This window comes from Niabella ginsenosidivorans (assembly GCF_001654455.1).
Lineage (GTDB): Bacteria > Bacteroidota > Bacteroidia > Chitinophagales > Chitinophagaceae > Niabella > Niabella ginsenosidivorans.
Genome location: NZ_CP015772.1, coordinates 3,587,566 through 3,613,054, shown reverse-complemented (window position 1 = coordinate 3,613,054; position 25,489 = coordinate 3,587,566). Strand labels below are relative to the sequence as shown.

The window sequence follows — 25,489 nt, the reverse complement described above, 5'->3', positions numbered from 1 at the left end:
AGCTGTAGTAGTCGTAATTGTGTTCCGGAATCCGAACATTCGGATGAAAAACAAGAAAAAGCAGCGTATAATAATCAGAAACGCTTATATCTGTTAGCAAAAGATATGTATACAGGGCAGCTGACCGGATGGGCAGGCACGAATAGAGGCTGTATCAAAAGTCGTTTTTACAACGGAATGTCATTCTGAACTTGTTTCATAATATATTGATAATCATATGTGATTTTTAAATACCGGACCAGGTCCGGCATGACGATAGTGACTTTTGATACAGCATGATTTGTGTTCATTTAAAAGAAAAAACGTATTTATTGATTCGTGTATCTCTGGCTTGATCGTTTACAGATTTATGCGTTCACCCTGTATTAGCGGGTTTTTAACAGCCCTAAATGATCTTTGTAGAACTAAAGATCGGCGCTTCTCCGGTAAGGTTGTCAACGGGTATTCTGTATGGAAAGAACGGTACCTTCCCAAAAAATGCCGGAAAACAGGTATATTTTTTAGGGTGAACCTAAAGTAGCTTTGTATCAGATTTTAACGGACTCCTTTTGAATAGTTGTATTATTTGAAAACGGATCCGTAAAAATGACCGAACCCAAGGCCGTTGCTAAACCAAATGTTTAACCCGTACAATTTGTTTCTTTCAGCAAATGTAAAGAGCAGGTATGAATTCTTTTAAAGCGGTTCGTATGCATAATGCCGGTGCAAAAAACAGCATGCCAGGCCCGGATCAGGTACAGGTTTTATCTGCCTGTGATAAATGGCTGCTTTGGAAAGTGTTTGTAAAAAAGATCTGCCCCGGCTTTTTGCTTTCTGTGGTAGCTCCGCTGCTGGTATTGTTTTTTTTGATGAAAAATATTACCGAAATAGAGGATTATTCCCGGGTGGTTGTTTTTGCATTTATCCTCTTATTGTTTATGGCTTTGTGCGGTATCTGGATGTTGCTGTTCCGGGAGCACCGGTATATATTAAAATATCCGTTTATCCGGCAAAAGGTGATCATCCGGACACAGGTGCTGAATATCGGCAGCAGCCTCCTCGGTAATAAAAGCATGTACCGTGTTGAAACGGATACGGTAGTGATCAACTCCATGCTGGACACCATTCTTAAAAATGAAATCACTTTTGTTAACCTGAAAGCCGGTTCCAGGCTTGAGATCCATTTATTGCCCAGCTGCGTTACGCATTATCTGCTGGTAAAGGAAATAGCGGCATAATAAGTTGCCCTGTTCCATTTGAAAAACTGACGCTACCTATGGCAATAAAAAAACGTACCGGATACCAGTACGTTTTTTTTATTAAACATATTAACTTCAGATTAGTACCTGTACAGTTCCGGCTTAAACGGCCCTTCTGCGGGGATGCCTAAATAAGCTGCCTGTGCCGGGGTTAAGGTATCCAGCTCCACACCAATCTTTGCAAGGTGTAAACGCGCTACTTTTTCATCCAGGTGCTTGGGCAGCACATATACCTTATTCTCATATTGATCATGGTTGGTCCACAATTCAATCTGAGCCAGGGTCTGGTTAGAGAATGAGTTGCTCATTACAAAACTGGGGTGGCCGGTAGCACAACCCAGGTTTACCAGGCGCCCTTCTGCCAGAAGAATGATGTCCTTACCATCTACATTATAAATATCTACCTGTGGCTTAATGGTATCTTTTGTGGCACCATAGTTTTGATTCAGCCATGCTACATCAATTTCGATATCAAAATGCCCGATGTTACAAACAATGGCTTTATCTTTCATCAGTTTGAAATGTTCTCCGGTGATCAGGTCGCGGCAACCGCTTGCGGTAACGATAATATCCGCCTCTTTAACAGCGTCAATCATTTTCTTTACTTCATAACCGTCCATTGCTGCCTGTAATGCGCAGATCGGGTCGATTTCAGTAACGATTACCCGGCAGCCGGCACCTCTTAAAGAAGCTGCAGAACCTTTGCCTACATCTCCGTAGCCTCCTACAACAGCCACCTTACCGGCTAACATAACATCAGTAGCCCGGCGGATGGCATCTACCAGCGATTCTTTACAGCCGTATTTATTATCAAACTTGGATTTGGTAACGGAATCATTTACATTAATGGCAGGCATGGGCAAAGTGCCTTTAGCCACTCTTTCATACAGGCGGTGCACACCGGTTGTGGTTTCCTCGCTGATCCCCTTTACGTGCTGGATCAATTCGGGATAGGTATCCAGTACCATATTGGTCAGATCACCTCCGTCATCAAGGATCATATTTAAAGGACGGTCTGCGCCGCCAAAGAATAAGGTCTGCTCAATGCACCAGTCGGCTTCCTTTTGGGTCTGCCCTTTCCAGGCAAATACGCCAATACCGGCAGCGGCTATGGCTGCTGCGGCATGATCCTGTGTAGAAAAAATGTTGCAGGAGCTCCATTTTACTTCGGCGCCCAGGGCTACCAGTGTTTCAATGAGCACTGCTGTTTGAATGGTCATGTGCAGGCATCCTGCAATGCGGGCTCCTTTTAAGGGTTGCGCAGCAGCGTATTCTTTACGGATGCTCATTAATCCCGGCATTTCTGCTTCTGCCAGTTTTATTTCCTTACGGCCCCAATCAGCAAGACTGATGTCGGCTACTTTGTATTTGAGATCAAAGTCGATCTGTGATTTTGCAACTGTTGACATATTCGTTTATTTGAAGTTTTTATTTCAGGCTGTTGTGATGTTCCTTTTATAATAACGGATTAACCACAGCTCCGCAAAGGTACAGGTATAGTATAAAATTCTGTACTTATAAAGTAATTATAGTGTTAAATCTGATAAAAATTGCTATTTTTAGTGTATAATCCTGTTATATGCCTAAATCAAAAATCCCTAAAGCAGAAAATGCTGCGGGTATTCTCCTGGATCCAAAGGATCTTGCTATTTTAAAATTGTTACAGGATAATGCCCGGATTGCCGTTAAAGATATAGCGGCAAAGATCCATTTAAGCCCGACGCCTGTGCATGAACGTATTAAGCGGCTGGAAGAGTCCGGCATCATCCGGCAGTACGCCACGCTGCTGGACCCGCAGAAGCTGAACAAGGGGCTAATGGTGATCTGTTATGTTTCATTGCGGCAGCATGATAAAAAAGCAGGGTTAAGGTTTATTCAGGCGATCAACGGATTGAATGAAGTAGTTGAATGTTACAGTATTTCAGGTGAGTTTGATTTTATGCTGAAAGTGCTGGCAAAGGATATGGCCGGCTTCTATGACTTTCATGTGAACCGGCTGAGCCAGGTAGAAAACCTGGGTCATGTGCAAAGCATTTTTGTAATGGGGGTAGTAAAGGAAACGCATTTGTTATTATGATTACTGTCTATGATATATTTACAATATGAAAAATACAACTGCTTTAATTATTCTATTTTCATTATTGGCTGCTGGTGAAAAAGGAATAGCCAATAATAATTTTAATTGCAGCGACACTATTCCCCAAGCAAAAACGCTGAGCGCTGTAAATTATTTCTTACTGTTTGCCGCGGTGGACAAAGATGCTGCTTATCCCGGAGGCGATCAGGCCTGGAAAGATTTTTTGTCATCCGAACTTAACGGAGCTATACCTGTTCGTAACGGTGCAAAAGCCGGTACTTACACAATAGCGGTTCAGTTTATAGTAGAACCGGATGGAACGGTCAGCCACGTAAAAGGATTAACGCACGCAGGTTTTGGGATGGAACAGGAAGGGGAGCGCGTTATCAAAAAGTCAAAACGATGGGAACCTGCTATACAAAATGGGAAGTGCGTAAGAGCTTACAGAAAACAAATTTTAACTTTTCAGATTTCTAAGATTTCTAAAAAAAGAAAGAAGCTCTCTGATTTCCTCTTCCCGGATAAAACATGACGATCCCTTTTAATACCTGAATACTAATAGTTCAGATATCAGCGCTGATCTTTTATTTGCCTTTCTTTATATCCAGCAGCTCCACTTCAAAGATCAATGCGCTGCCGCCGGGAATGGTAGGCGGGGCGCCTCTTAAACCATAGGCAAGCTCATAGGGGATAAAGAATTTGTATTTAGCGCCTTTGTTCATCAGCTGGAGCCCTTCTGTCCAGCCTTTGATAACAGCGCCAACAGGTATGGTCAGCGGCTCACCGCGATCATAGGAATTATCAAACTCGGTACCATTTATCAGACTGCCTTTATAGTTGCAGATGGCTGTGTCAGCAGCAGTTGGCTTTTCTCCGGTGCCTTCCTTCAGCACCAGGTATTGCAGGCCGCTTGCAGTGGTCTTTACACCCGGTTTTGTTTTGTTCTGCTCCAGGAACTGCTGCCCTTCTTTTACGGTTCCTGCCGCTTCTTTTTCTTTTGCTTTTTCTGAGTAAGTTCTTATTACACGCATCAGGGTTTCATCATCCATTGCCTGGGGTTTGTTATTAAACGCTTCTTTCATTGCGTTTACTAAAATGGTTGTGTTCAGATCGCTGCCGATATCCTTTTTTAAAGACTGGGCTATATTTATTCCTAATGCATAGCTTACAGAATCCTGCAGGTTGCTGAAGTGCAGGGTACTGGCTGCTGCGGGTGCGGCGGCTGCCGGTTTTTTAACCGGTGCCTGTTTGGGTTTTGCCTTTGTTTGTGCAAATACAGAAAAGCTGCTTAAACCAATTAACCCGATCGTAAAAAGAGATTTCATCTATGTATGTTAAGTTATCAATTAAAGCGGTAAATATAATAAGCGTTTTTATAATTATACTGTTTAGGATGGTGTAAGTTTGTTAATTATAGCTTTCAAATGGACCCTCTATCAGGAAATATGAATCAATTTAAGAAAAAGCTGCAGATCCGCTGGGCAGATCTTGATCCTAATGGGCATGTAAGACATAGTGTTTACTATGATTGGGGCGCTTATTGCCGTATTGCGTTTCTGACGGCGAATGACTTATCTCCTTCGCAAATGATGGAATTACAGGTGGGGCCCGTAATTTTCAGGGAAGAATGCGTGTTTAAAAAGGAAGTGCGGCAGGAAGAGGAGCTGCTGATCGACCTGGAACTGGTGCAGGCAAGAAGGAATTTCAGCCGCTGGACTGTGCGGCACAGCATTTGTAAAGAAGGCGGGGTTTTGGCTGCCGTGATCACTTTAGACGGCGCCTGGATTGATACTGTAAAAAGAAAACTGACCACACCGCCGGTACAGGTTTTTGATGCTTACGGGGTAATGCCAAAATCGGCAGCTTTTGAATGGCTGGACTAAGCGTTACTGTTCGGATATGTGTTTAACCCGGGATGGATCTGGTTGCTGAATGGGGATTATCCGGCAGCCATCGGATCCGAAAGCTTTCGGAAAGAGGAACTATTTCACCGGGGGCCATCTAAAAGAACTGTTACCCAAAGCTTGACGATGGGTGATCAGGCTTCGCCAGGCTGTTATGGACAAGTGCTGTAAGTTATTGAAAATGAATCTACCTAAGGAACGTCATTCCGAATGGAGCAGAGCGGAATGAGCGAGGAATCTCTCTGAGAATACAGAGATCCCCGGCTGTGCCAGGGATGACGATTGAAAAAATTGTCATCCCAATCAGCATAAATGCAACGCTTTTGTGAGTGCCTCAGCCTGACATATCATCATTTGGTGTAATTTAAAAGTTTAAATGGTATAAAAAGTATAATTATTCATTTTCTTCAAATCCCGGATCTTCTTCATCTGAAACTCCGGATCCCAGCATGCTTCCAAAAAGATCGTTGAATTCTACCCGGGTTTCAAATAGCTTTTTACTGATCATGGAGTAGGAGGCCAGGCCAAATAAGACAAATTCCATCAGCAATGCAGCCTGCAACTCATTGGTACCTGAAAAATATTTTTTTACCAGTGCATGCAGCCCGTCTACCTGATATAATTGCTGTACCTTTTTTTGATCAGTTGTATTGAAATCAATATTCAGGTGATTGCCTTTGTCGAACCAGTTAATAACCGGCTTATAAGGGTTTTCTTCTGCCTTTACCTGCGCCGAGGGTTTTCCCGTATTCCGTCTTTTATTCAGTTGTTCCGGATTGGGAAAATACCGGACGAACTGTGAGCGGATGGCTTTGTCCACCAGGTTCATTGCAACCTGGAAGGGGCCTTCCTGTTCGCCTTCATATACCAGCTCTACTTTTCCGGTAATGGAAGGGATAATACCAGCAAGATCCGAGATCCATACCTGTGTGGAGGACTCATTGTTTAAAAAGGCCCTGCGTTCTGCGGTGCTTACCGCATTCTCTAATGCAGAGATGGTTAAACGTGCGCTGACACCGCTTTTTTTATCCACCAGTTCACTGCTCCTTGCTTCAAAAGCCACCTGTTCAATAAGGCGTTTTACCAGATCGCTTACCTGCACCAGTCCTTTTTGCTCTTCATGAATGCCGGCTTCCTGTTCTGTTATTTCCAGCGCATGTTCCAGTGTTTTGGGGTAATGCGTCAGTATCTGGCTTTGGATGCGGTCTTTTAAAGGGGTTACAATAGAGCCGCGGTTGGTATAATCTTCCGGGTTGGCGGTAAACACAAATAAAATATCCAGTGGCAGGCGCAGTTTAAAGCCCCGGATCTGTATGTCTCCTTCTTCCAGGATGTTAAACAGGGATACCTGTATGCGCGCCTGCAGATCGGGCAGCTCATTGATAACAAAAATGCTCCGGTTGCTTCTTGGGATGATGCCATAATGCAGTACGCGCTCATCGGCAAAGCTCAGTTTAAGGTTGGCGGCTTTAATGGGATCAATATCTCCTATCAGATCAGCTACGCTTACATCAGGCGTTGCCAGTTTTTCACCATAGCGCTGCTCCCGGCTTAACCAGGTAATGGGTGCCTGATCTCCTTTTTCTGCAATAAGGTCTCTTGCGTATTTTGAAATAGGGTTGAAGGGGTCATCATTGATATCGCTTCCCTCTATTACGGGAATGTATGCATCCAGCAGGGAAATCATTTGCCTTGCCATACGTGTTTTTGCCTGGCCGCGCAGCCCCAGGAAAAGGATGTTGTGCTTGCTGAGCAATGCGCGTTCGGTTTCCGGGATTACGGAATCTTCATACCCTACAATGCCCGGAAATGTGGTTTCTCCTGCCTTTAATTTTTTAATAAGATTTTGCCTGATCTCTTCTTTAATGGATCTTGATTGATAGCCACTTGCTTTTAATTCACCTAGTGTTTTAATATTGTTCATCGTTGGTAAGGTCGGGAAGATGGAAAATACTTCCCATTTTGTTTATTCAAGACAATATCGCCTGATTCCATGTTTTATTTTTGCAACGTTGAAATTAATAAGAAAACCAACATGCTTACCTGTTAATTTTAAATGACTGGGGATTTGTGTCTCCCAGACAGGGGTTAACAATATCAACTGCTTTTAGTTCGCAGATTATGAGGTCTTCTATAAAAATATCCATCCTTAATTCTTCATCAAATAGAAGCCCATCGTAAGATATGGACAGATATGCCTGGCGTAAATAATTAATTCCTTTTTTTTCCAACTCATCACAGATACACACTTCATAAATTTTCTCCGGTAATCCCGGGCTAAGCGATGTATGTACTCTAAATATACAGTCAACAATTTCTTTGCAAAGGTGCTGTTCTTTTTCGGTGAGCTGATACATTTTTAATGTTTTTAGGTGTTTTTAAATGAGGTTTAATAGCTAATAAAACGGTATAGTGGTAAGCCATGCCAGTCTTTAATACTAATGTAAAAATAGGGACTTCCCGTCTTTTCGTCTTCCCGGCGAAGCATTAATAAACCGTCTTGTTCTTGCCGCTTTCGAAATCTTTAAAGATAAATGCCCCCAGATTATCTAAAGAGGCAAAATAGGCTTTTCCGTGATTCATTTCTGTAAATTCCTGAACAAAGCGCTGCAGGTAGGGATCTGTAGCGATCATAAATGTTGTGATGGGGATCTTTAATTTTTTACAGGATGCGGCCAGGTTCATACAGCGGTTGATCACTTTCCGATCCAGCCCGAAACTGTTCTTATAATACCGTTTGCCAATTTTTAAACAGGTAGGCTTGCCGTCTGTGATCATAAAGATCTGCTTGTTCGGGTTTTTCCTTCTCCGCAAAATATCCATTGCCAGCTCCAGCCCTGCTACCGTATTGGTATGATACGGCCCTACCTGTAAATAAGGCAGGTCTTTGATCTCCACCGGCCAGGCATCATTCCCAAATACTACAATATCTAATGTGTCTTTGGGGTAACGGGTTGTAATGAGCTCACTCAGGGCCATGGCTACTTTTTTGGCGGGAGTAATGCGGTCTTCCCCGTAAAGGATCATAGAGTGGGAAATGTCGATCATTAAGACGGTTGAGGTTTGGGTCTTAAAATCGGATTCACGGATGCTCAGGTCATTCTCCTGCATATTGAAACCGTCAATACCATGGTTGATCTGCGCATTTCGGATGGATTCAGTAAAATCGATCTGTTCCAGCATATCTCCAAACCGGAAGGGGCGGGTTTCGGGGTTGATCTCATCTCCCTGACCGGGCTTAAAGGTGCTGTGCTCTCCTTTCCCTGCTTTTTTCAGTTTCCCGAAAATTTCCTCCAGGCTTTTTTTACGGATGCCCTGTTCTGTTTTGGGCGTAATCTTTATTTCGCCTTTCAGTTGGTCTTCCGTTATATAGCCCTTTTGTTTCAGATCTTCTATAAAATCGCCTATGCCATAATCTTCCGTCCCCAACCGGTATTCTTTATCCAGCTCATTTAACCATTGCAGGGCTTCCGCCACATCGCCGCTGGTATAGGTGAGCAACTGCATAAAGATGTCCAGCATTTTTTCAAAGGGCGTTTTGCCCTGGCTGTTTGCATCAAATTTTGAAAACTGAAACCCTCTCATATACTAAATGTATCAATAATTTCTGAAATGAATCATGCGGCGGCTGCCGATCGCTGTTTTCAGGCTCAGCGTAGTCTATAAATAACAACGGTTCCGTAAGTGACCAGCAAAACCGGCTACAAAAACAAAGACATTGAAACCCTGTTTCCCGCAAATTTCCCAGGTAAACAGGCTCCATCCGCCAAATTAATAACAAACAGCGGCAAGGAATGGTTGAGCCATAAAAAAATCCCCTGAAAACCAGGGGATTTTGAGTAATGTCCGGCTGATCATTTTTTACCGGAATCTTTTGTCGGAGCAGCTTTGCCGCTATCAGCCGCTTTAGCCGGAGCCGTGCCGCCGGGCAGCTCCTGTACATGACCAGGCTCGCCTTTCTTCAGCGGGTCATAATGCTGTTCAATAGCATCTGCTGCTGCGCCCGCAATTTCATTTAACGGATCGTCGGTCTGCTGTAAGCCCTGGTAATAATCCGGTTTTTCCGTTTTCAGATAGTTATAATATTTGCGCTGGTCGGCCACGTCTTTTTTAACGGCAGTAATCACCTTACGAGCCTGTTCCAGCTTGCCTGCCTTGTAATAGGCTTCTGCCAGCATCAGTCCGATCTGATCATGCTGATTGAACTGACTGACCATTGCATAGGGCAGGTTCTCCGTCAGGATGCCCGCTTCTACCTTATCCAGTAGCTTAACGGCCTCCTCTTTTCTGCCGGCATCTGCAAGGTTACCTGCTGCTTCTGCAAAAATACCCCGTATGTTCAGCAGGTGCCTTCTGTTTTCCTGGTCAAAATAAACGCCGGGCTTGTTGGCGCCTCCAAACTCATATTTGGTCAGCAGGTTCTTACTGATCGCATCCAGGTTATTATCCCGTATAGAAGTGCCTCCTGCACGCAACTGGCGGTACACCTGGTCGGTGATCCAGTTTGCCTGTGGCGTTTTGGTTACAAACGGAACAAGGCGATACGACAAACCGTCTTTACGCAGGTATTGACCAAATCCTAAATTGCCGTATGGGGCTGTAAAGTAAATAGGCCGTTTCCATTGGTTGGATGCAATAATGCTGAGCATAATGAGATCGTTCCGCTGAATGCCCGATGTTCCCTGCGGGATCTCAAAAGGAACCTGTGCCAATACACTGTCTGCAGCGGTGGCAGTTCCGTTCTTTAGTACAAGGTTTTTATCTACAGGAACAAAGAACCGCCTGATGGGAAGGTAGTTGGAGCCCACATCGCGTTTTGTATCCGGATCTTCGGCCCTTGCGCCCACCACCGTTTTTATAACATTGTATAACGGATAGAAATTATTAGGGTCTATATTCTGTCCCGGCTGTGGCTGGGTAAAACGGAGATACTCCCGGTTATGCCCCTCAATTTGTTCCGGGGTTAGAATAACGTCTACAGAATCTGCATCATTGATCTTGTACCGGAGCTGGTTGATGTACCAGTCAATGCCCAGTAAACTGGTGTTGATAATGCGGATATCCGGGCGTACATTTTCCACTTCCTGGGCATACCAAAGGGGATAGGTATCATTATCGCCAAAAGTAAACAGGATGGCATTGGGCGCACAACTTTCCAGATAATCTTTTGCCAGGTCCGGGGCCAGTGTTTTCTTGCTGCGGTCATGGTCATTCCATTCCTGCTGCGCCATCAGCACCGGCACAATAAGGCACAGTACCGCTGTGGCCACATTGGACATTTTTATATTGGCGCCTTTGGCAGAAACAGCTCTTATAATAAATGTGAATACATAGAGTACTGCTATGTAAATTACCGTAGCAACCAGGCTGGCAATAATGACACCGGAGAAGGAACTGGAAATGCTGCTGAGCGCTGTAATAAGGAACGTTGCAGATCCACCGTAAATCAACAGCTTCTGGAACCCTTCTTTATCTTCCGGCTCTAATGCATTCCTGAGGAACGCTACAACGGCCAGGCCTATCCAGATGGCAAAAGCGTAAAAAGAACCTACATAGGCATAATCCCGCTCACGGGGCTGATTGCCCGGCTGGTTCAGGTAAAGAACGATGGCCATACCAGTAAAGAAAAAGAGCAGGAAGGTAACTACCCAGTCTTTCCGGTTTTTGAGGTATTGATAAATGAAACCGATAATACCCAGAACAAATGGCAGCATATAAAAGGTATTATGCGCTTTATTGTTCTTGATGCTGTCCGGCAGCTGGCTTTGATCGCCCAGGCGGGCATTGTCCATAATAGAGATGCCGGAGATCCAGTTACCATCTCTTTTATTGCCGTATCCCTGCAGGTCATTCTGCTTGCCGGCAAAATTCCACATAAAATAGCGCATGTACATCCAGCTGGTCTGATAACTGATGAACCAGTTAATATTGTCTCCATAGGTAGGAGCCCCATAAGCGCCCTGACCGGTATTGGGATCCGGTTTGGCCAGTCCTAACCAATCTGCATAGAAATCCTTGTGCCCCTGGTCATTACTGGAGTCCCAAACGCGGACAAATAACTGCTTGTCTGAGCTTTTATAACGAACTGATTGGTCTCTTCCGATAGGAATGTATTTGTTTTCGCCTTTTACATATTTCATTTCCTCCTGCTCAAAGGGGCTTCCATTTTCGTCATAGTCGGGTTCTGCTGCATAATGCGCGCCGTATAATAATGGCTGTGTGCCGTATTGCTCACGGCTGAGGTAATAAACAAGGTTGATAGGGTTATCTACATTGTTCATGTCAATAGCCGGGTTCGCTGAGCTCCGGATCATATTGGTGAAATACATGAAATAACCCAGCATCATAAACGAAAAGCACCACAGGAACAGTTTCAGGATCTTTAAGGCGGTTGGCCTGATGAAGTAACCCAAAACGGCACCGATGATCAGCAGTAAGATGATCTTAAGTGCGGCCATGGTGCTTCCAAACGCAAAGGGCAAAAAGGCCAGGGTAAACAGCAAGGCTGTCCATATCAGGATCGTTGTTCTGGAAACGTTGGGTTTAAAGCGGAGGCCCCAGGCTATGAGCGCTGCTATTAAAATAAAATAGATGGTAAAGCCGGAGAAGAAAGGCATTCCGAAGCTGTTCACAAAGAAAATATCAAACAGCCCTGCAGCTTTCATGCTGTACTGGATAACAGCCAGCTGCACAATGCCCGTGATCAGACAGCCTGCCAAAAAAGCAACAATACCGCTTTTTACAGTGGCCCGGTAGCGGCGGTAGAAATAGATCATTACGATGGCGGGAATGGTCAGCAGGTTGAGCAGGTGCACACCAATGGATAGCCCCATCATAAAGAACAGAAATACGATCCAGCGATCGGCACGCGCTCTTGCATATTCATCGGTGCCTGCCAGTTCATCAGCATGTTCCCATTTCAGCATGCACCAGAATACCAGTGCTGTAAAAAAAGAAGAGCTTGCGTATACTTCTCCTTCCACGGCGCTGTACCAGAAAGAGTCCGTAAAGGTATAGGCCAAAGCCCCCACAACACCGGCTGTCATTACGGTAAAGATTTGCGGCCCGGTAAGTTCATTGCCGGTTTTCCCGAACATTTTGCGCGCAAAATGAGTAATGGACCAGAAGAGGAAAAGAATGGTAGCGCTGCTCATGAGCGCGCTCATAAAGTTGACCGCGTTGGCTGCGGTCATTGCGTTATCTCCAAAAAGTAAAATAAAAAAGCGCCCTAGAATGCTGAACATAGGTGCGCCCGGCGGGTGCGCCATTTGCATTTTATAAGCAGTGGATACAAATTCCCCGCAATCCCAGAGGGAACCCCGGGCTTCACGGGTTGTAGCATAAGTAAAAGTGGCAATAATAAAGACCACCCATCCGGTAAGGTTGTTTACTTTTTTGAAGTTCATTTTAAACGCGTCTTTTTTTCAGTGTTGGCAAAAATAGGGATAAACAGGCCATTTTGATTGATTGCCAGCCAGTATTACAGATATTTTATCAGTCATAAAAATCAATCTTTTTGCGCTGTTTCAGCATCGTAAATCAGTTTTGAAATATGGGCCAGGGTACTGATGGCATCCCGGGTCTGATCCGGGCGGAATGTAGACAATAAGACCAGCACATATTTTCTTCCGTCCGGCAGGAAAACAATACCGGAATCATGCTGTAATCCTTCAATATTTCCGGTTTTGTGCGCTACTTTTACGTTTTCCGGCAGCAGCGCGGGAATGACCTCATTCAGTTGCTGATCCATAAGAATTTTGATCATTGACTGATCCGCTTTTTCGCTAACCAGTTCTTTTTTAGCCAGTTGCTCATATAATAAGGCAAGGTCAAAGGCCGTGGTTGTGTTGTTTAAACCTTTGTCATAGGCTTTCTGATCCTCTACGCCTCTTAACACACGGGTATCATTAGCGCCCAGTTGCCTCAGGGTCTGCATAATGCCGGCCGGTCGGACCAGTTGTATTAAGGTATTGGTGGCCAGGTTACTGCTTTTGGTAATCATCAGGTAAGCCAGGTCTTTAATAGCGATCTTCCGGCCCAGCTTCCTGTAAAGGCCGGTTTCTGTATCATCAGAGTCGTTGAGGGAATACCTGCTGCTGTCTGCAATGCTTTTAAAGGAATTATTGAGCACAAGCGAGTCTGTAAGCGAGTAACGATTTTCTGCTGCTTGTTTGTACAGCTCAATCAGTACCGGGAACTTCATAGTGCTGGCCGCATGATACGTTTTTTTTTCATTAATGTATAGAGTGTTGCCGGTTTGCAGGTCTTTAAATGCTACTGCAATACTGGCTCCTGACCGGCTAATGGAGTCTCTGATTTGCTGATTGACCGCCTGCATCGGATGTTGAGCGTTCACCACCAGTTGACTAAGGATAATGCCCAAAAAGAAAATAATTTTGAACGTGCTGTTCATTTTGCCTGAGCTGATGATGGCTTAAGGTACATAAATTTTTTTAGTATTCAGGAAACAATCCGGCTTTTCCGGCAGCGGCAATTCAACCCGCATCCGTCCGGCCAGGGAAATATCAGGAACATTACCGGGTCCTGTAAGGATTCTTATACCAGGTGCTGTTGATCTCCTGTACAAAATCCTCAATCTGGCGGTCAAAGCTGTTCGTCCGGATATCATAATCCTGTTTCAGGTTGCCGCCGTAAAAAAAGGCCACCGTCTGGTACATCCGGGCATTAAATCCTCCTTTAAACTCCTTAATGATCTCATAGCAATCATTTCCTGTTTGCCGGTAGATCAGCTTCATTAATACTTTTCCCTGGTACACGGAAAGGTTGCTCATGGGGTCAGCAAATTGCTTTTTCAGCTCCTTTTCCCTTGATTTGATAATGGCTTTTCGTGCTTTTTTATCTGTGATGCCCTGTAGTTGCCTGTTTATGGTATTAATAGTGGCTGCTGCTGTTAACGCATAGGGGTAGCAGACATATACTGCATTGCGCAGCCGGCTCCATTCCTGCTTTACTTTTTCCAGTTGGGCCGGCGGCAATTTGGATACCCATATATTCTGCTCTTCTGCATAGGGCAATATTTTAAAGGAATCATAATCCGTACCATACCAGATGGCCCCTACTCTTGTGGAGTCATGCGGCCCCCAATCCTTCATGATCTCCTGCATAGAGGGCATAGGAGGAACGCGTACGGTGTCTGTTGCCTGTGCATACACCGCGTTCTCAAAAGCAGCCGGCAGCAAAAAGACCACTGCCAGAATGATCAGGTATCGATGTTGTTTGTTCAATATACAAATTTACTATTGGTACGCGCAACTCAGTAAGGTAACCGGGAGGCAGGCGTATTTCAGTTGTTAATATTACTCTAATTTTTTTATAGTTTTGATCGATCTGCAAAAAAATATGCGTCGGTTCCTGAAAACGGGCTTTTGTTGCCTGTATGACCTTTGGGGGTAATGATCTGGACGCGCAGCAACGGGCCATAGTGACGAACATTAAAGAACTAACCCCATATGGCTGAGTGCCAGATACCGTTTTACAGAGAGATCTGAATGGGGACAGGCTCCCGGGTAAGAGAGCGGTGCCCAGGCATGCGGATAAAGCCAGTTTCCGGATCAATGACCGCCTCTGTCCCGGCACACAGAATCCGAACCCTGTCTGGCTGACCTCTTTATTATATGATGGCGGCCTAAGATCAGTAAGGGCGTATTGAAAATGGATCTGCATTACTGGCTAAGCTGTGGCAGCTAAGAAGTAATGGACCGGAGCTATACCTTCCGGTATCAGCATGACCGGTTTGAACTGATCGGGCTGGATCTATCTTCGTTTCATCGTGCAAGTGGGGCATCATCTGTTACCAGTTATAATTTATGACGGGGAAGAAGCAGGAAATATACGGAGGCAATGAATTCAATCCCGAAGAAGATCATCCAAGAGAACGCTGGTCTGTAATCAAAAAAAGCCTTTGCCGGATCTTGCGGAAATAAAAGAAGATACCATGATGAATGCCGGCCTTTAATACGGGAATCACGATGGCCCGGATAAGGACCGTTTCGTATAAGCAGGTTTATTGCTGATGCCTTGCTTCCAGTACGCCAAGCACATCTTTCAGCTCAAATCCCTTGGCCTGCAATAATACCAGGTAATGGAACAGCAGGTCGGCGGCTTCTCCTAAAAACAGGCCGGGGTTATCGTCTTTTGCCTCGATCACTACTTCCACGGCTTCTTCACCTACTTTCTGGGCGATCTTGTTAATGCCTTTTGCAAATAAGGAAGCGGTATATGATTTTTCAGATGGGTTGTTTTTCCGGTCGCGGATCACTTTTTCCAGTTGCTGTAATGAAAAAGTATCATTGGCCGTTCCAAAGCAACTTGTAGTGCCTGTATGACAGGTAGGGCCCTGCGGATCGGCTTTGATGAGCAGGGTATCGTTATCGCAATCCGGTAAGATCTCTTTTACCAGCAAAAAATTACTGGAAGTTTCTCCCTTTGTCCACAGGCGTTGTTTGCTGCGGCTGAAGAAGGTTACTTTTCCTTCCTGCTTTGTTTTTTCCAGGGCTTCTTCGTTCATAAAACCCAGCATCAGCACCTGTTGCGTAGCTGCGTCCTGGATGATTACCGGCGCCAGGCCATCTGTATATTTTGAAAAACTGATCATTGTGCGAATTTAAAAATTTCGGAGTTTTATAATAAGAATTCAACTGCCGGCAAATTATAACCGGACGGGAATCTGATTGTTATTTAAATAGTTTTTTAATGTGCCGATCTCAATTTCCCGGAAATGGAAAATACTGGCCGCCAGTGCTGCATCAGCAGCTCCTTTTTGAAACACATCCCGGAAATGTTCCATAGAGCCGGCCCCGCCGGAAGCAATGACCGGAATAGGGAGCGTTTCGCTGATCGCCCTTGTTATGTCAATGGCAAACCCGTTTTTTGTGCCATCATTTTCCATGGACGTTAACAGGATTTCTCCTGCGCCTAACCGGCTTACTTCCTTTGCCCATTCTGTGGCGTTCAGCTCTGTTGCTGTTCTACCCCCATGGGTTACCACTTTCCATACGCCATCAAATAGTTTGATGTCAATAGCAACCACTACGCACTGGCTGCCGAAATTTTTTGCAAGATCGCTTACCAGCTGCGGATTTTTAACGGCCGATGTGTTAACAGATATTTTATCGGCCCCGTTTTCCATAAGCACAGATACATCTTCCACCGAATTAATTCCTCCGCCCACTGTAAAAGGAATATTGATGTGAGTAGCAATTTTGCGCACCAGTTCCGACAGGGTTTTCCTTTTATCTACCGTTGCAGTAATGTCAAGAAACACCAATTCATCAGCACCTTCAGTACAATAGCGCATCGCCAGTTCCACCGGGTCGCCCGCGTGGCGCAGGTTTATAAAGTTGGTTCCCTTTACGGTTTGCCCGTCTTTGATATCTAAACAGGGAATGATTCGTTTTGCGAGCATTTTAATTGCTGATTTAGTTGTTTTCTTTAAATTTTTGTTTTCCTGTGGCTGATCTATTGAATAACCGGCCTCATTTTAGATCAGAAATTTCAGGCGCTGCTATTTATTATGAAAATGAGTCAGCTCTTTTAGGCTGATCCTGTTTTCATAGATTGCCTTGCCTACTATGGCTCCGCTGCAGCCTATGGCGCTCAGCTCTTCCAGGTCTTTTATACAGCTGACACCACCGCTGGCAATGAGCTTTAAGCCTTCTATTTCGTCAAGAATTTTCCTGTAAAGATCATTGGAGCTGCCCTGCAAAAGGCCGTCCTTACTGATGTCTGTACAAAAGAACTGCTGCAGGCCCTTGGTACGGTAATGTTTAAGGAAATTAAAAATATTAATCTCTGTTGCTTCTGTCCAGCCTTTGATCATTATTTTTTCATCCAGCACATCTGCGCCCAGGATGAATTTTTCAACCCCGAAAGCGGTCAGCCAATCCTGGAACACCACGGGCTTCCTAACTGCCATACTGCCTACGGCAGCGTAAGCAGCACCGGAATTGAAGGTGATCTGTACGTCCTTTTCGCTGCTGATGCCTCCGCTGAAGTCGATGATGAGGCTGGTTTTACCGGCAATGGTTTCCAGTACCTTCCAGTTGGTAACACGGCCGGCCTTAGCACCGTCCAGGTCTACAAGATGTAAGCGTTTTAAGCCGGTATCCTCAAACTGCTGCGCTACTTCCAGGGGATGCTCGTTGTATATTTTTTTCTGGCTGTAGTCTCCTTTGCTTAGCCGTACGGCTTTGCCTTCTATAATATCTATTGCGGGTATGATGTCCATTTATCGTTTGTCTATTTGATTGGTTGTGTTGTTTTTTAGTAAAGAAGTTAACTGACAGATAGCAGTTCGGTTCAGCTTTATTAACCGTTCATTTTGGGGCATCCCCATCCTGATGAATTCAGCATTCAGACTTTCCAGGTTGGCCAGAACCAATAGCTGTTCTATTGTTGCCAGGTCTCTTATATTGCCCTTTGATGATTTATTTTGATCCCTCCATTGTTTAGCGGTAATGCCGAATAATGCCATATTTAATACATCGGCTTCATGGGCATAGATAATGGCCGCCTGTTCTTTCGTAATACTTTTGGGGATGATGGTTTCTTTAATGGCATCGGTATGAATGCGGTAATTAAGCTTTGAGATGGTCCTGTTTAAGTTCCAGTTTAAAGAAAGCCGGCTGTTCTCTTCGTTCTTTAGCCGTTTATAGTCTTTTATAATGTATAACTTAAATTCAGGGGAAACCCAGGAAGCAAATTCAAAAGCAATATCCGAGTGCGCGAAAGTGCCTCCATACCTGCCGGATCTGGAAATAATACCAATCGCATTCGTTGCCTCAATCCATTTTTGGGGAGAGAGGGTAAAGGCATTAAAGCCCGCTTCTTTTTTAAACCTATCGAATTCGATAGGTTTAAAATTTTTATTATGCAATTGCTCCCATAATCCTATAAATTGGATCGTGTCTTTTCCTCTCATCCAGTTGTTGATGACTATAAAGGGCTCATCGCTCTTATACCGCGCAATGTCCGTAAGCGATATATATTCGTTTTTAAAGTCTTCTGTATAGATCGCAATTTCAGGACCTTTGGCATGAAGGGTTTCTTTTGTCTGCTGGGGTGCCATTGTTTATTTTTTAGTGTTCTTCAATTGCTCAAAGGTCTAAAAAATTCTTTAATATTTGTGCGCCCGCATCAGCGCTTTTTTCCGGGTGGAACTGAACGCCATAAAAATTATCCTTATGCAGGGCGCTGCTGAAGTCCGTTGCATAGCTTGTTGTAGCAATGGTTTCAGGATTCAGCGTTGCATAATAGCTGTGTACGAAATAGCACCAGGTATCCTGCGGTACATTTCTGAATAATGCACTTTCCTTTGTATGAATGGTATTCCATCCCATTTGCGGGATCTTCAATTCCGTGCTGATGAATTTTTTTACAGGCACATCAAAAATGCCCAGGCATTGGGTGTCATTTTCCTCGCTATGGGCACATAGCAGCTGCATTCCCAGGCAGATGCCCAGCAGGGGCTGCCGCGCGTTCCGGATCAGCAGATCCAGCTTGCGTTCCTTCAGGTAATTCATGGCCGTGCTGGCTTCGCCCACACCGGGGAAGATGATTTTATCGGCCGCCTGTAGGGCTTCCGGGTCATCTGTTACGGTGGCCCGGACCCCGATCCGCTCCAGTGCGAACAATACCGACCGGATATTGCCTGCATTGTATTTTATGATGACGACCCCATCCCCCTTCCCCACAGGAGAAGGGGCGTTTGAGCCATTTGTATTTTGAATATGTCCATTCATTCTTACAATTGTTAACAGTTGATAATTTTATACCTTCCTTTGAGAGGTTGGCTGGGTTTTAGATGAATCCTTTTGTGCTGGGCAGCTGGTCATTGCCCGGTGTTCTTTTGATGGCCATTTTGATGGCTTTTGCCAGTGCTTTAAAAATGGCTTCAATTTTATGATGTTCGTTTTCACCTTCTGCTTCAATGTTCAGATTCATTTTTGCACCGTCACTGAATGATTTAAAAAAATGGTAGAACATTTCAGTAGGCATTTCCCCGATCTTTTCACGTTTAAAAGTTGCGTCCCAAACCAGCCAGGAACGGCCGCCAAAGTCAAGCGCCACCTTTACCAGTGCGTCATCCATCGGTAAATAAAAGCCATATCGTTCAATGCCTGCTTTATTGCCCAGTGCAATACCCAGTGCTTCGCCCAGTGCAATGGCTGTATCTTCTATAGTATGATGCTCATCTATATGCAGATCGCCTTTTGTTTCAATACTTAAATCCATACCGCTGTGACGGCCCAGCTGGTGCAGCATATGATCAAAAAAACCCAGGCCGGTATCAATGGAGCACTGCCCGGTTCCATCCAGGTTGATACGGATCTTTATTTTTGTTTCATTGGTATTGCGTTCATACTCCACAACTCTTGTTTTCAGTTGCAGCAATGCATAAATCTCCTGCCAACCGGTGGTCTTTAATGCAATAACAGGTTCCAGCTCTTTTATTGTATCAGTAATTTCCGTTGCGCCCAGAGCTTCATCCTGGTTCAGCCAGATGCCTTTGCAGCCCAGGTTCTTAGCCAGCTGAATATCTGTGATGCGGTCACCGATCACAAAGGAGCCAGCCAGATCATAATCCGGATTGTTAATGTATTTTGTCAGCATACCGGTTCCCGGTTTGCGGGTAGGTGCCTGCTCTTCCGGAAAGGTTTTATCGATAAATACTTCAGAAAAATGAATGCCTTCCGCTTCCAGGTTGCGCATAACCAGGTTTTGAACAGGCCAGAAAGTAGCTTCAGGAAATTTCTCCGTTCCCAAACCATCCTGGTTGGTTACCATTACCAGCTCAAAATCCATTTCTTTGGCAATTTTGCCCAGCCAGGTAAACATGCCGGGGTAAAAGGTGATCTTATCAATAGCGTCCAGCTGATAGGTGGGAGGCGCTTCATAAATCAATGTGCCGTCCCGGTCAATAAATAATACTTTTTTCATTTTCTTATTTCTCACAGTATGCTTTTAATGCTTCTATTAAAATATGGTTTTCCTCTTCGGTGCCAATAGTAATACGTAAACAATCTTCACATCCCGGAACGTTGCTCCGGTTCCGCACAATGATGCCTTTTTGCTGCAGGTATCCGAAAATTTCATTGGCCCCGGTCATTTGCACCAGCAGGAAGTTGGCATCTGAGGGATAGACCTTGCGCGTAATGTCCATTTGTTTTAATGCATCCGCCAGCAGTTCGCGCTGAGCAATGGTATCGCGGATCCATCCGTTTACCTGTTCAACATTTTGCAATGCCTTTAATGCCAGTTCCTGTGTGGCAATATTTATGTTATACGGATATTTCACATTATTCATCAGCCGGATGATCTCTTTGCCGGCAAATGCCATCCCCAGGCGCAATGCCGCCAGCCCCCAGGCTTTGGAGAGCGTTTGCAATACTACCAGGTTCGGGTAGTCCATTAACTGCAGGGATAATGTTTTTTGCCGGGCATAGTTAATATACGCTTCATCCACTACCACGATGCCGTCGAAATTGTTCAGGATGATCTCTATATCCTGGCGAATGATGCTGTTGCCGCTTGGATTGTTGGGTGAGCAAATAAAAATGATCTTGGTATAGTCGTCAATTGCGTCTGCAATACCCTGTATGTTTAATTGGAAATCCGCATCCAGGGCTACTTCCTTTACTTTTATATTATTAATGGCTGCTGCCACACTGTACATACCATATGTAGGCGGAAGGGTAATAATATTGTCAAAACCCGGCTCACAGAAAATACGGATCAGCAGGTCAATAGCCTCATCACTGCCATTACCGGTAAAGATATGATCAACAGGAATGCGTTTGATGTTGCTGATGCGTTCTTTTAATTTGAGCTGAATGGGATCGGGATAACGGTTTAGCTGTTCGTGCCGTTCGTTAATATCCAGTGTAACCGGTGAGCCGGCTGCATTTTCATTGGCATCCAGCATTACTTTTGCCTCGCCGCTGAACTCATGGCGGGCCGTGGAGTAGGGCGCCAGGTCTTTTATAGTTTCCCGTACTAAATTGTCTAAATTAAATTCCATGATCCTGTTTGTGATTGCTGATTCTTAATTTGTGATTCTTACTTTAACGGCATTGCTGTGTGCCTGTAAACCTTCTGCTTCTGCCATTGCTATTACGGTGTCTGCAATATTTTCCAACCCGCGCCGGCTTAATTGCTGGAAGGTGATCTTTTTGCAGAAGCTGTCGAGCGACACACCGCTGTAAGCAGTGGCATACCCGTTGGTGGGTAAGGTATGATTGGTGCCGCTTGCATAATCCCCCGCGCTTTCCGGTGAATAGTGACCGATAAAAACAGAGCCAGCGGCGCTGATGTTCTTTAACAGCGAAGCCGGCACCTTGCCGGAAAGGATCAGGTGCTCCGGGGCATAATAATTAGAAAGGGCAATGGCCTGCTGCCAGTTCTTTACCAGCACCATACGGGAGTGCGCTAATGCTTTTGCCGTAATCTCTTTCCGGGGCAATGTTTCCAGTTGTCCGGCAATAGCCTGCTCTGTTTTTTTGATCAGGGATGCTGACGTTGCAATCAGCAACACCTGTGAGTCCGGCCCGTGCTCTGCCTGTGCCAGCAGGTCTGCCGCAACAAAATCAGGGTTGGCGGTTTCATCGGCAATGACCAGCACTTCTGAGGGGCCGGCCGGCATATCAATGGCAACCTGGTTCTGCACCAACTGCTTTGCTGCAGTAACATACTGGTTGCCCGGACCAAAGATCTTATAAACAGCCGGTACCGTTTCTGTACCATAAGCCATTGCGGCGATGGCCTGCGCCCCGCCCACCTTAATGATTTTTGTAATACCACAAAGAGCGGCGGCATATAAAATGACAGGGTGCACTTTCCCTTCTTTATTACAGGGGGTGCACAGGACAATCTCTTTACAACCTGCCAAACGTGCGGGAACTCCTAACATTAAAACAGTAGAGAACAGAGGTGCAGAGCCTCCGGGTATATACAATCCTACTTTTTCAATGGCCCTGCTTTCGCGCCAGCAAACAATACCGGGCGCCGTAGCTATTTTACGGGCGGCCTCTTTTTGTGCACGGTGAAAGGCCTCAATATTTTTCTTTGCCTGCCTGAGGGCTGTTTTTAAAGAGGCGCTCACCAGGGCAGTTGCCTCTTTTACTTCATTTTCCGTAACGATTAAAGATTCCAGCTGAACGCCGTCAAATTTTTTGCTGAATGTTTTCAGCGCAGCATCGCCCTTTTTCTGAACCGCCACTATAATGCTGTTTACAGCCGGTATTATTTTCTGAAATTCCTGTAAGGGTCGTTTACAGATCTCCGGCCAAAGCTCAGGAGCAGGGTATTTATAAAAATTCATTATCGGGGGTTTCATCTTATTTTCTATTGCTCAAATTTCACTCAATCATCTTTTCAATCGGTATGATCAGGATCCCTTCGGCACCGGCGGCTTTCAGATTTTCGATCACGTTCCAGAAATCAGATTCGCTGATCACTGAATGAACGGAGCTCCAGCCTTTTTTTGCCAGGGGAACAATAGTAGGGCTGTTGATGCCGGGCAAATAAGCGCATATTTGTTCAATGCTTTTATTAGGGGCATTTAACAGCACGTACTTATTGTATTTAGCTTTCTTTACTGAGCGGATGCGGAATAACAGTTTATCCAGCAGCTCTTTTCTTTGCGGGCTCAGTTGTTTTCCCGAAATCAGTACTGCTTCTGATCGTAGCAGCGTTTCATATTCGTAAAGCTCATTACTGAACAGGGTGCTGCCGGAACTTACCAGGTCGCAGATAGCATCAGCGAGGCCAATACGGGGCGCAATTTCCACAGAGCCGCTGATTACATGGGTCTCTGCCTTTATTTTATTTTGCTTTAGCCACCTGTTCAGGATAAAAGGATAGCTGGTAGCTATTTTCATTCCGTTCAATTCTTTTAATTCTATTTTTTTCCTGGTCTTGGGCAGGGCAATAGAAAGCCGGCATTTACCATAACCCAGCCGTTCTACGATCTCTGTCGCTTTATTTTTTTCCAGCACTACATTTTCTCCAACAAAACCAATATCGGCTACGCCGTCCTGTACATATTCCGGAATATCATCATCTCTTAGAAATAAGATCTCTGCGTCAAAGTTTTCAGCTTTTATTTTTAACTGGTTGTTGCCGTTAGGCACGCCAATGCCACATTCCTTTAGTAGTTTCAGCGAGTCTTCGCTCAGCCTGCCGGATTTTTGCACCGCAATACGAAGCACCTCATTGCCGGGGGCCTTTTTTTTAAGATCCGGGCGACTGTTTAATTTGCCTGATACACTTTTTTTCACTGTTATTTCTTTTTGTTGTTTCTGAATGTTCATCGTTTACCCGCAATTGCAATAAAAAAGGCTTACAAATTTGTAAGCCTTTTTCTATAAACTGATACATAACACCACCGGGCTTACTTGGGTAAGTCTGCAAAATGATGATGGATATGTACTAAAATTTTCATATATTTTTTAATAGAATGGAACGCTGCAACTCTTTGTTTAATAGATATACAGTATTTCATTGCGGTGCAAATATATAAAAATTTATTATTGCCTCATTTTTTTGCCACAAAATTTTAAGATGGAAATCTTACCACAGAAAAAAAATGCCCTATCTTTAAATTTTTAAACAGGATACATGTTACAACTTACCAAACCCCTCGCTTTTATTGACCTGGAAACCACAGGTGTAAACCTGGGTACGGACCGTATTGTTGAAATTGCTATTGTAAAAATATTACCGGACGGCTCAAAAACAGTAAAACGGAAGCTCATCAACCCTGAAATGCCTATACCCAAGGCTAACTCCGACATTCATGGTATTACGGACGATATGGTAAAGGATGCGCCTACTTTTGCGCAGGTAGCCCGGGAGCTGAAACAGGTACTGGACGGGTGCGATCTTGCGGGATATAATTCCAACCGTTTTGATATTCCCTTATTGGTTGAAGAATTCCTGAGAGTGGGTGTTGATTTTGATATGAAGGGAAGGAAGCTGATTGACGTGCAGAATATCTTTCATAAAATGGAACAACGTACATTATCAGCCGCCTATAAATTTTATTGCAATAAAGTGCTGGACGGTGCCCATTCTGCGGAAGCAGATGCAGCAGCTACTCATGAAGTGCTGCTGGCGCAGGTAGCGCGTTATCCTGAATTGGGAACTACCATCGATACAATCAATAAGGTCATTGGTGAGGAGGTAATCGTTGATTTTGCCCGCCGCTTTGTTATGGATAACGGAATAGAGGTTTTTAATTTTGGAAAATACAAAGGAAAGAGTGTTGCAGAAGTACTAAAAGCAGAGCCGCAGTATTATGATTGGATGATGAAAGGCGATTTCCCGCAACATACCAAACAGAAGCTAACAGAAATCTTCACCAGGAGCAAATTATTAAAGAAGGTATAAGACAGGGAAAACGACCGTATCAGGGTTTGTATATTGATGTAATTCAATTATTTGATTTATAACGGAGACTGGTGGAGAAAATTGTAATTATACCAACATATAACGAAAAAGAAAATATCGCCAATATTATAGAGGCCGTTCTAATGCTGCCCGGTGATTTTCATATACTGATCGTAGATGACGGGTCGCCTGATGGCACCGCCGGTATTGTAAAGGAGCTGCAACAAAAATACAACGGCTGTTTATTCCTGGAAGAGCGCAGGGGTAAGCTGGGACTGGGCACTGCCTATATCCACGGATTCAAATGGAGCCTTGCGCGCGGGTACCAGTACATTTTTGAAATGGATGCCGATTTTTCGCATAACCCCAAGGACCTGGTTCGTTTATACCAGGCCTGTGTTGACGGGGCAGATCTTGCTATTGGCAGCCGTTATGTAAAGGGAGGTGGTATTGTTAACTGGCCGGCTGACCGGGTGTTTATATCTAAAGGAGGATCTTTGTATACGCGGATCATTACCTGGATGCCGGTTAAGGATCCGACCGCCGGGTTTATGTGTTATACGGCAAAAGTGCTGAACGCGATCAATTTTGACAATATCAGCTTTGTAGGCTATGCCTTCCAGATTGAAATGAAGTATGCTGCCTGGAAACTGGGCTTTAAGATAAAGGAAGTGCCTATTATCTTCCAGGACAGAACAGAGGGACAGTCAAAGATGAATAAGGGCATCCTGAAAGAAGGTATACTGGGAGTACTGAACCTGCGCTGGCAAAGTCTGTTTAAGAACTACCGGAAAAAGGTTGCTAACAATTAACAGAAGATGCAGTGGTTTCAATATAGAAAATAACTTCACTGAAAAAGGCAT

At 44.6% G+C, this 25,489-nt stretch carries 24 protein-coding genes; 6 read left to right on the top strand and 18 right to left on the bottom strand.

What is annotated here, in order from left to right; all coding sequences use genetic code 11:
- Positions 1 to 665: 665 nt before the first annotated feature.
- Positions 666 to 1,217, top strand: coding sequence for a hypothetical protein (locus A8C56_RS15185; protein ID WP_067757756.1), 552 nt, complete (start codon positions 666 to 668; stop codon positions 1,215 to 1,217).
- A 101-nt stretch (positions 1,218 to 1,318) separates the two neighbouring features.
- On the opposite strand, the gene ahcY is transcribed toward A8C56_RS15185, so the two are convergent.
- Positions 1,319 to 2,647 (bottom strand): adenosylhomocysteinase, encoded by a 1,329-nt coding sequence (gene ahcY, locus A8C56_RS15180; RefSeq protein ID WP_067757753.1) that lies wholly within the window; start codon positions 2,645 to 2,647, stop codon positions 1,319 to 1,321.
- Between the two features lie 170 nt (positions 2,648 to 2,817).
- Here ahcY and A8C56_RS15175 point away from each other — a divergent pair, with 170 nt between their 5' ends.
- Positions 2,818 to 3,315, top strand: a complete 498-nt coding sequence (locus A8C56_RS15175; RefSeq protein ID WP_067757750.1) for an Lrp/AsnC family transcriptional regulator — start codon at positions 2,818 to 2,820, stop codon at positions 3,313 to 3,315.
- A gap of 25 nt (positions 3,316 to 3,340) precedes the next feature.
- A complete protein-coding gene (locus A8C56_RS15170; protein WP_067757747.1) occupies positions 3,341 to 3,847 on the top strand; it encodes an energy transducer TonB in 507 nt (168 codons plus the stop codon).
- Positions 3,848 to 3,899: 52 nt separating this feature from the next.
- Here A8C56_RS15170 and A8C56_RS15165 read toward each other — a convergent pair whose 3' ends face one another.
- A complete protein-coding gene (locus tag A8C56_RS15165; RefSeq protein ID WP_067757744.1) occupies positions 3,900 to 4,640 on the bottom strand; it encodes an FKBP-type peptidyl-prolyl cis-trans isomerase in 741 nt (246 codons plus the stop codon).
- A 99-nt stretch (positions 4,641 to 4,739) separates the two neighbouring features.
- On the opposite strand from A8C56_RS15165, the gene A8C56_RS15160 reads away from it, so the two are divergent.
- Positions 4,740 to 5,198: an acyl-CoA thioesterase gene (locus A8C56_RS15160; protein ID WP_245645511.1), complete on the top strand. Its 459-nt coding sequence runs from the start codon at positions 4,740 to 4,742 to the stop codon at positions 5,196 to 5,198.
- A gap of 415 nt (positions 5,199 to 5,613) precedes the next feature.
- Here the strand turns inward: A8C56_RS15160 and A8C56_RS15155 are convergent, their stop codons facing one another.
- The 16 genes from A8C56_RS15155 to hisG all read right to left on the bottom strand — a co-directional run bounded on the left by A8C56_RS15155 (position 5,614) and on the right by hisG (position 23,515).
- Positions 5,614 to 7,143 carry a magnesium chelatase gene (locus A8C56_RS15155; protein WP_067757738.1) on the bottom strand — a complete coding sequence of 510 codons (1,530 nt, stop codon included), beginning with the start codon at positions 7,141 to 7,143 and terminating at the stop codon, positions 5,614 to 5,616.
- 42 nt (positions 7,144 to 7,185) lie between these two features.
- On the bottom strand, positions 7,186 to 7,314 hold the full coding sequence (locus A8C56_RS25315; RefSeq protein ID WP_262492422.1) for a GxxExxY protein: 129 nt from the start codon (positions 7,312 to 7,314) through the stop codon (positions 7,186 to 7,188).
- Complete coding sequence (locus A8C56_RS15150; RefSeq protein WP_262492421.1) at positions 7,259 to 7,576, bottom strand: GxxExxY protein; 318 nt, start codon at positions 7,574 to 7,576, stop codon at positions 7,259 to 7,261. The genes A8C56_RS25315 and A8C56_RS15150 overlap by 56 nt, the downstream gene beginning before the upstream one ends.
- A 130-nt stretch (positions 7,577 to 7,706) precedes the next feature.
- Positions 7,707 to 8,804 (bottom strand): vWA domain-containing protein, encoded by a 1,098-nt coding sequence (locus tag A8C56_RS15145; protein ID WP_067757735.1) that lies wholly within the window; start codon positions 8,802 to 8,804, stop codon positions 7,707 to 7,709.
- 269 nt (positions 8,805 to 9,073) lie between these two features.
- Positions 9,074 to 12,625, bottom strand: a complete 3,552-nt coding sequence (locus A8C56_RS15140; RefSeq protein WP_067757732.1) for a DUF2723 domain-containing protein — start codon at positions 12,623 to 12,625, stop codon at positions 9,074 to 9,076.
- Positions 12,626 to 12,726: 101 nt separating this feature from the next.
- Positions 12,727 to 13,632 (bottom strand): serine hydrolase, encoded by a 906-nt coding sequence (locus tag A8C56_RS15135; protein WP_067757729.1) that lies wholly within the window; start codon positions 13,630 to 13,632, stop codon positions 12,727 to 12,729.
- 121 nt (positions 13,633 to 13,753) lie between these two features.
- Positions 13,754 to 14,464, bottom strand: a complete 711-nt coding sequence (locus tag A8C56_RS15130; protein ID WP_245645510.1) for a DUF4294 domain-containing protein — start codon at positions 14,462 to 14,464, stop codon at positions 13,754 to 13,756.
- Between the two features lie 779 nt (positions 14,465 to 15,243).
- Positions 15,244 to 15,834: a bifunctional phosphoribosyl-AMP cyclohydrolase/phosphoribosyl-ATP diphosphatase HisIE gene (gene hisIE / locus A8C56_RS15125; RefSeq protein ID WP_067757726.1), complete on the bottom strand. Its 591-nt coding sequence runs from the start codon at positions 15,832 to 15,834 to the stop codon at positions 15,244 to 15,246.
- Positions 15,835 to 15,888: 54 nt separating this feature from the next.
- The gene (hisF, locus tag A8C56_RS15120) at positions 15,889 to 16,644 is read right to left on the bottom strand and encodes an imidazole glycerol phosphate synthase subunit HisF (protein ID WP_067757723.1); all 756 of its coding nucleotides are present in this window, start codon (positions 16,642 to 16,644) and stop codon (positions 15,889 to 15,891) included.
- Positions 16,645 to 16,743: 99 nt separating this feature from the next.
- Positions 16,744 to 17,466: a 1-(5-phosphoribosyl)-5-[(5-phosphoribosylamino)methylideneamino]imidazole-4-carboxamide isomerase gene (gene hisA / locus A8C56_RS15115; protein WP_067757720.1), complete on the bottom strand. Its 723-nt coding sequence runs from the start codon at positions 17,464 to 17,466 to the stop codon at positions 16,744 to 16,746.
- Entirely contained in the window at positions 17,467 to 18,306 is an 840-nt protein-coding gene (locus tag A8C56_RS15110) for a KilA-N domain-containing protein (RefSeq protein WP_067757717.1), read from the bottom strand. It abuts the gene before it with no gap.
- A 28-nt stretch (positions 18,307 to 18,334) separates the two neighbouring features.
- Positions 18,335 to 18,979 (bottom strand): imidazole glycerol phosphate synthase subunit HisH, encoded by a 645-nt coding sequence (gene hisH / locus A8C56_RS15105; protein ID WP_084490225.1) that lies wholly within the window; start codon positions 18,977 to 18,979, stop codon positions 18,335 to 18,337.
- Positions 18,980 to 19,037: 58 nt separating this feature from the next.
- A complete protein-coding gene (gene hisB / locus A8C56_RS15100; protein WP_245645509.1) occupies positions 19,038 to 20,192 on the bottom strand; it encodes a bifunctional histidinol-phosphatase/imidazoleglycerol-phosphate dehydratase HisB in 1,155 nt (384 codons plus the stop codon).
- Positions 20,182 to 21,258: a histidinol-phosphate transaminase gene (gene hisC, locus A8C56_RS15095; RefSeq protein ID WP_067757711.1), complete on the bottom strand. Its 1,077-nt coding sequence runs from the start codon at positions 21,256 to 21,258 to the stop codon at positions 20,182 to 20,184. The genes hisB and hisC overlap by 11 nt, the downstream gene beginning before the upstream one ends.
- 24 nt (positions 21,259 to 21,282) lie before the next feature.
- A complete protein-coding gene (gene hisD / locus A8C56_RS15090; RefSeq protein ID WP_067757708.1) occupies positions 21,283 to 22,557 on the bottom strand; it encodes a histidinol dehydrogenase in 1,275 nt (424 codons plus the stop codon).
- Positions 22,558 to 22,594: 37 nt separating this feature from the next.
- On the bottom strand, positions 22,595 to 23,515 hold the full coding sequence (gene hisG, locus A8C56_RS15085; protein ID WP_245645508.1) for an ATP phosphoribosyltransferase: 921 nt from the start codon (positions 23,513 to 23,515) through the stop codon (positions 22,595 to 22,597).
- A gap of 340 nt (positions 23,516 to 23,855) precedes the next feature.
- On the opposite strand from hisG, the gene A8C56_RS15080 reads away from it, so the two are divergent.
- Positions 23,856 to 24,626: a 3'-5' exonuclease gene (locus tag A8C56_RS15080; RefSeq protein ID WP_067757705.1), complete on the top strand. Its 771-nt coding sequence runs from the start codon at positions 23,856 to 23,858 to the stop codon at positions 24,624 to 24,626.
- A 71-nt stretch (positions 24,627 to 24,697) separates the two neighbouring features.
- The gene (locus tag A8C56_RS15075; RefSeq protein WP_067757702.1) at positions 24,698 to 25,438 is read left to right on the top strand and encodes a polyprenol monophosphomannose synthase; all 741 of its coding nucleotides are present in this window, start codon (positions 24,698 to 24,700) and stop codon (positions 25,436 to 25,438) included.
- The last annotated feature ends 51 nt before the right edge of the window (positions 25,439 to 25,489 follow it).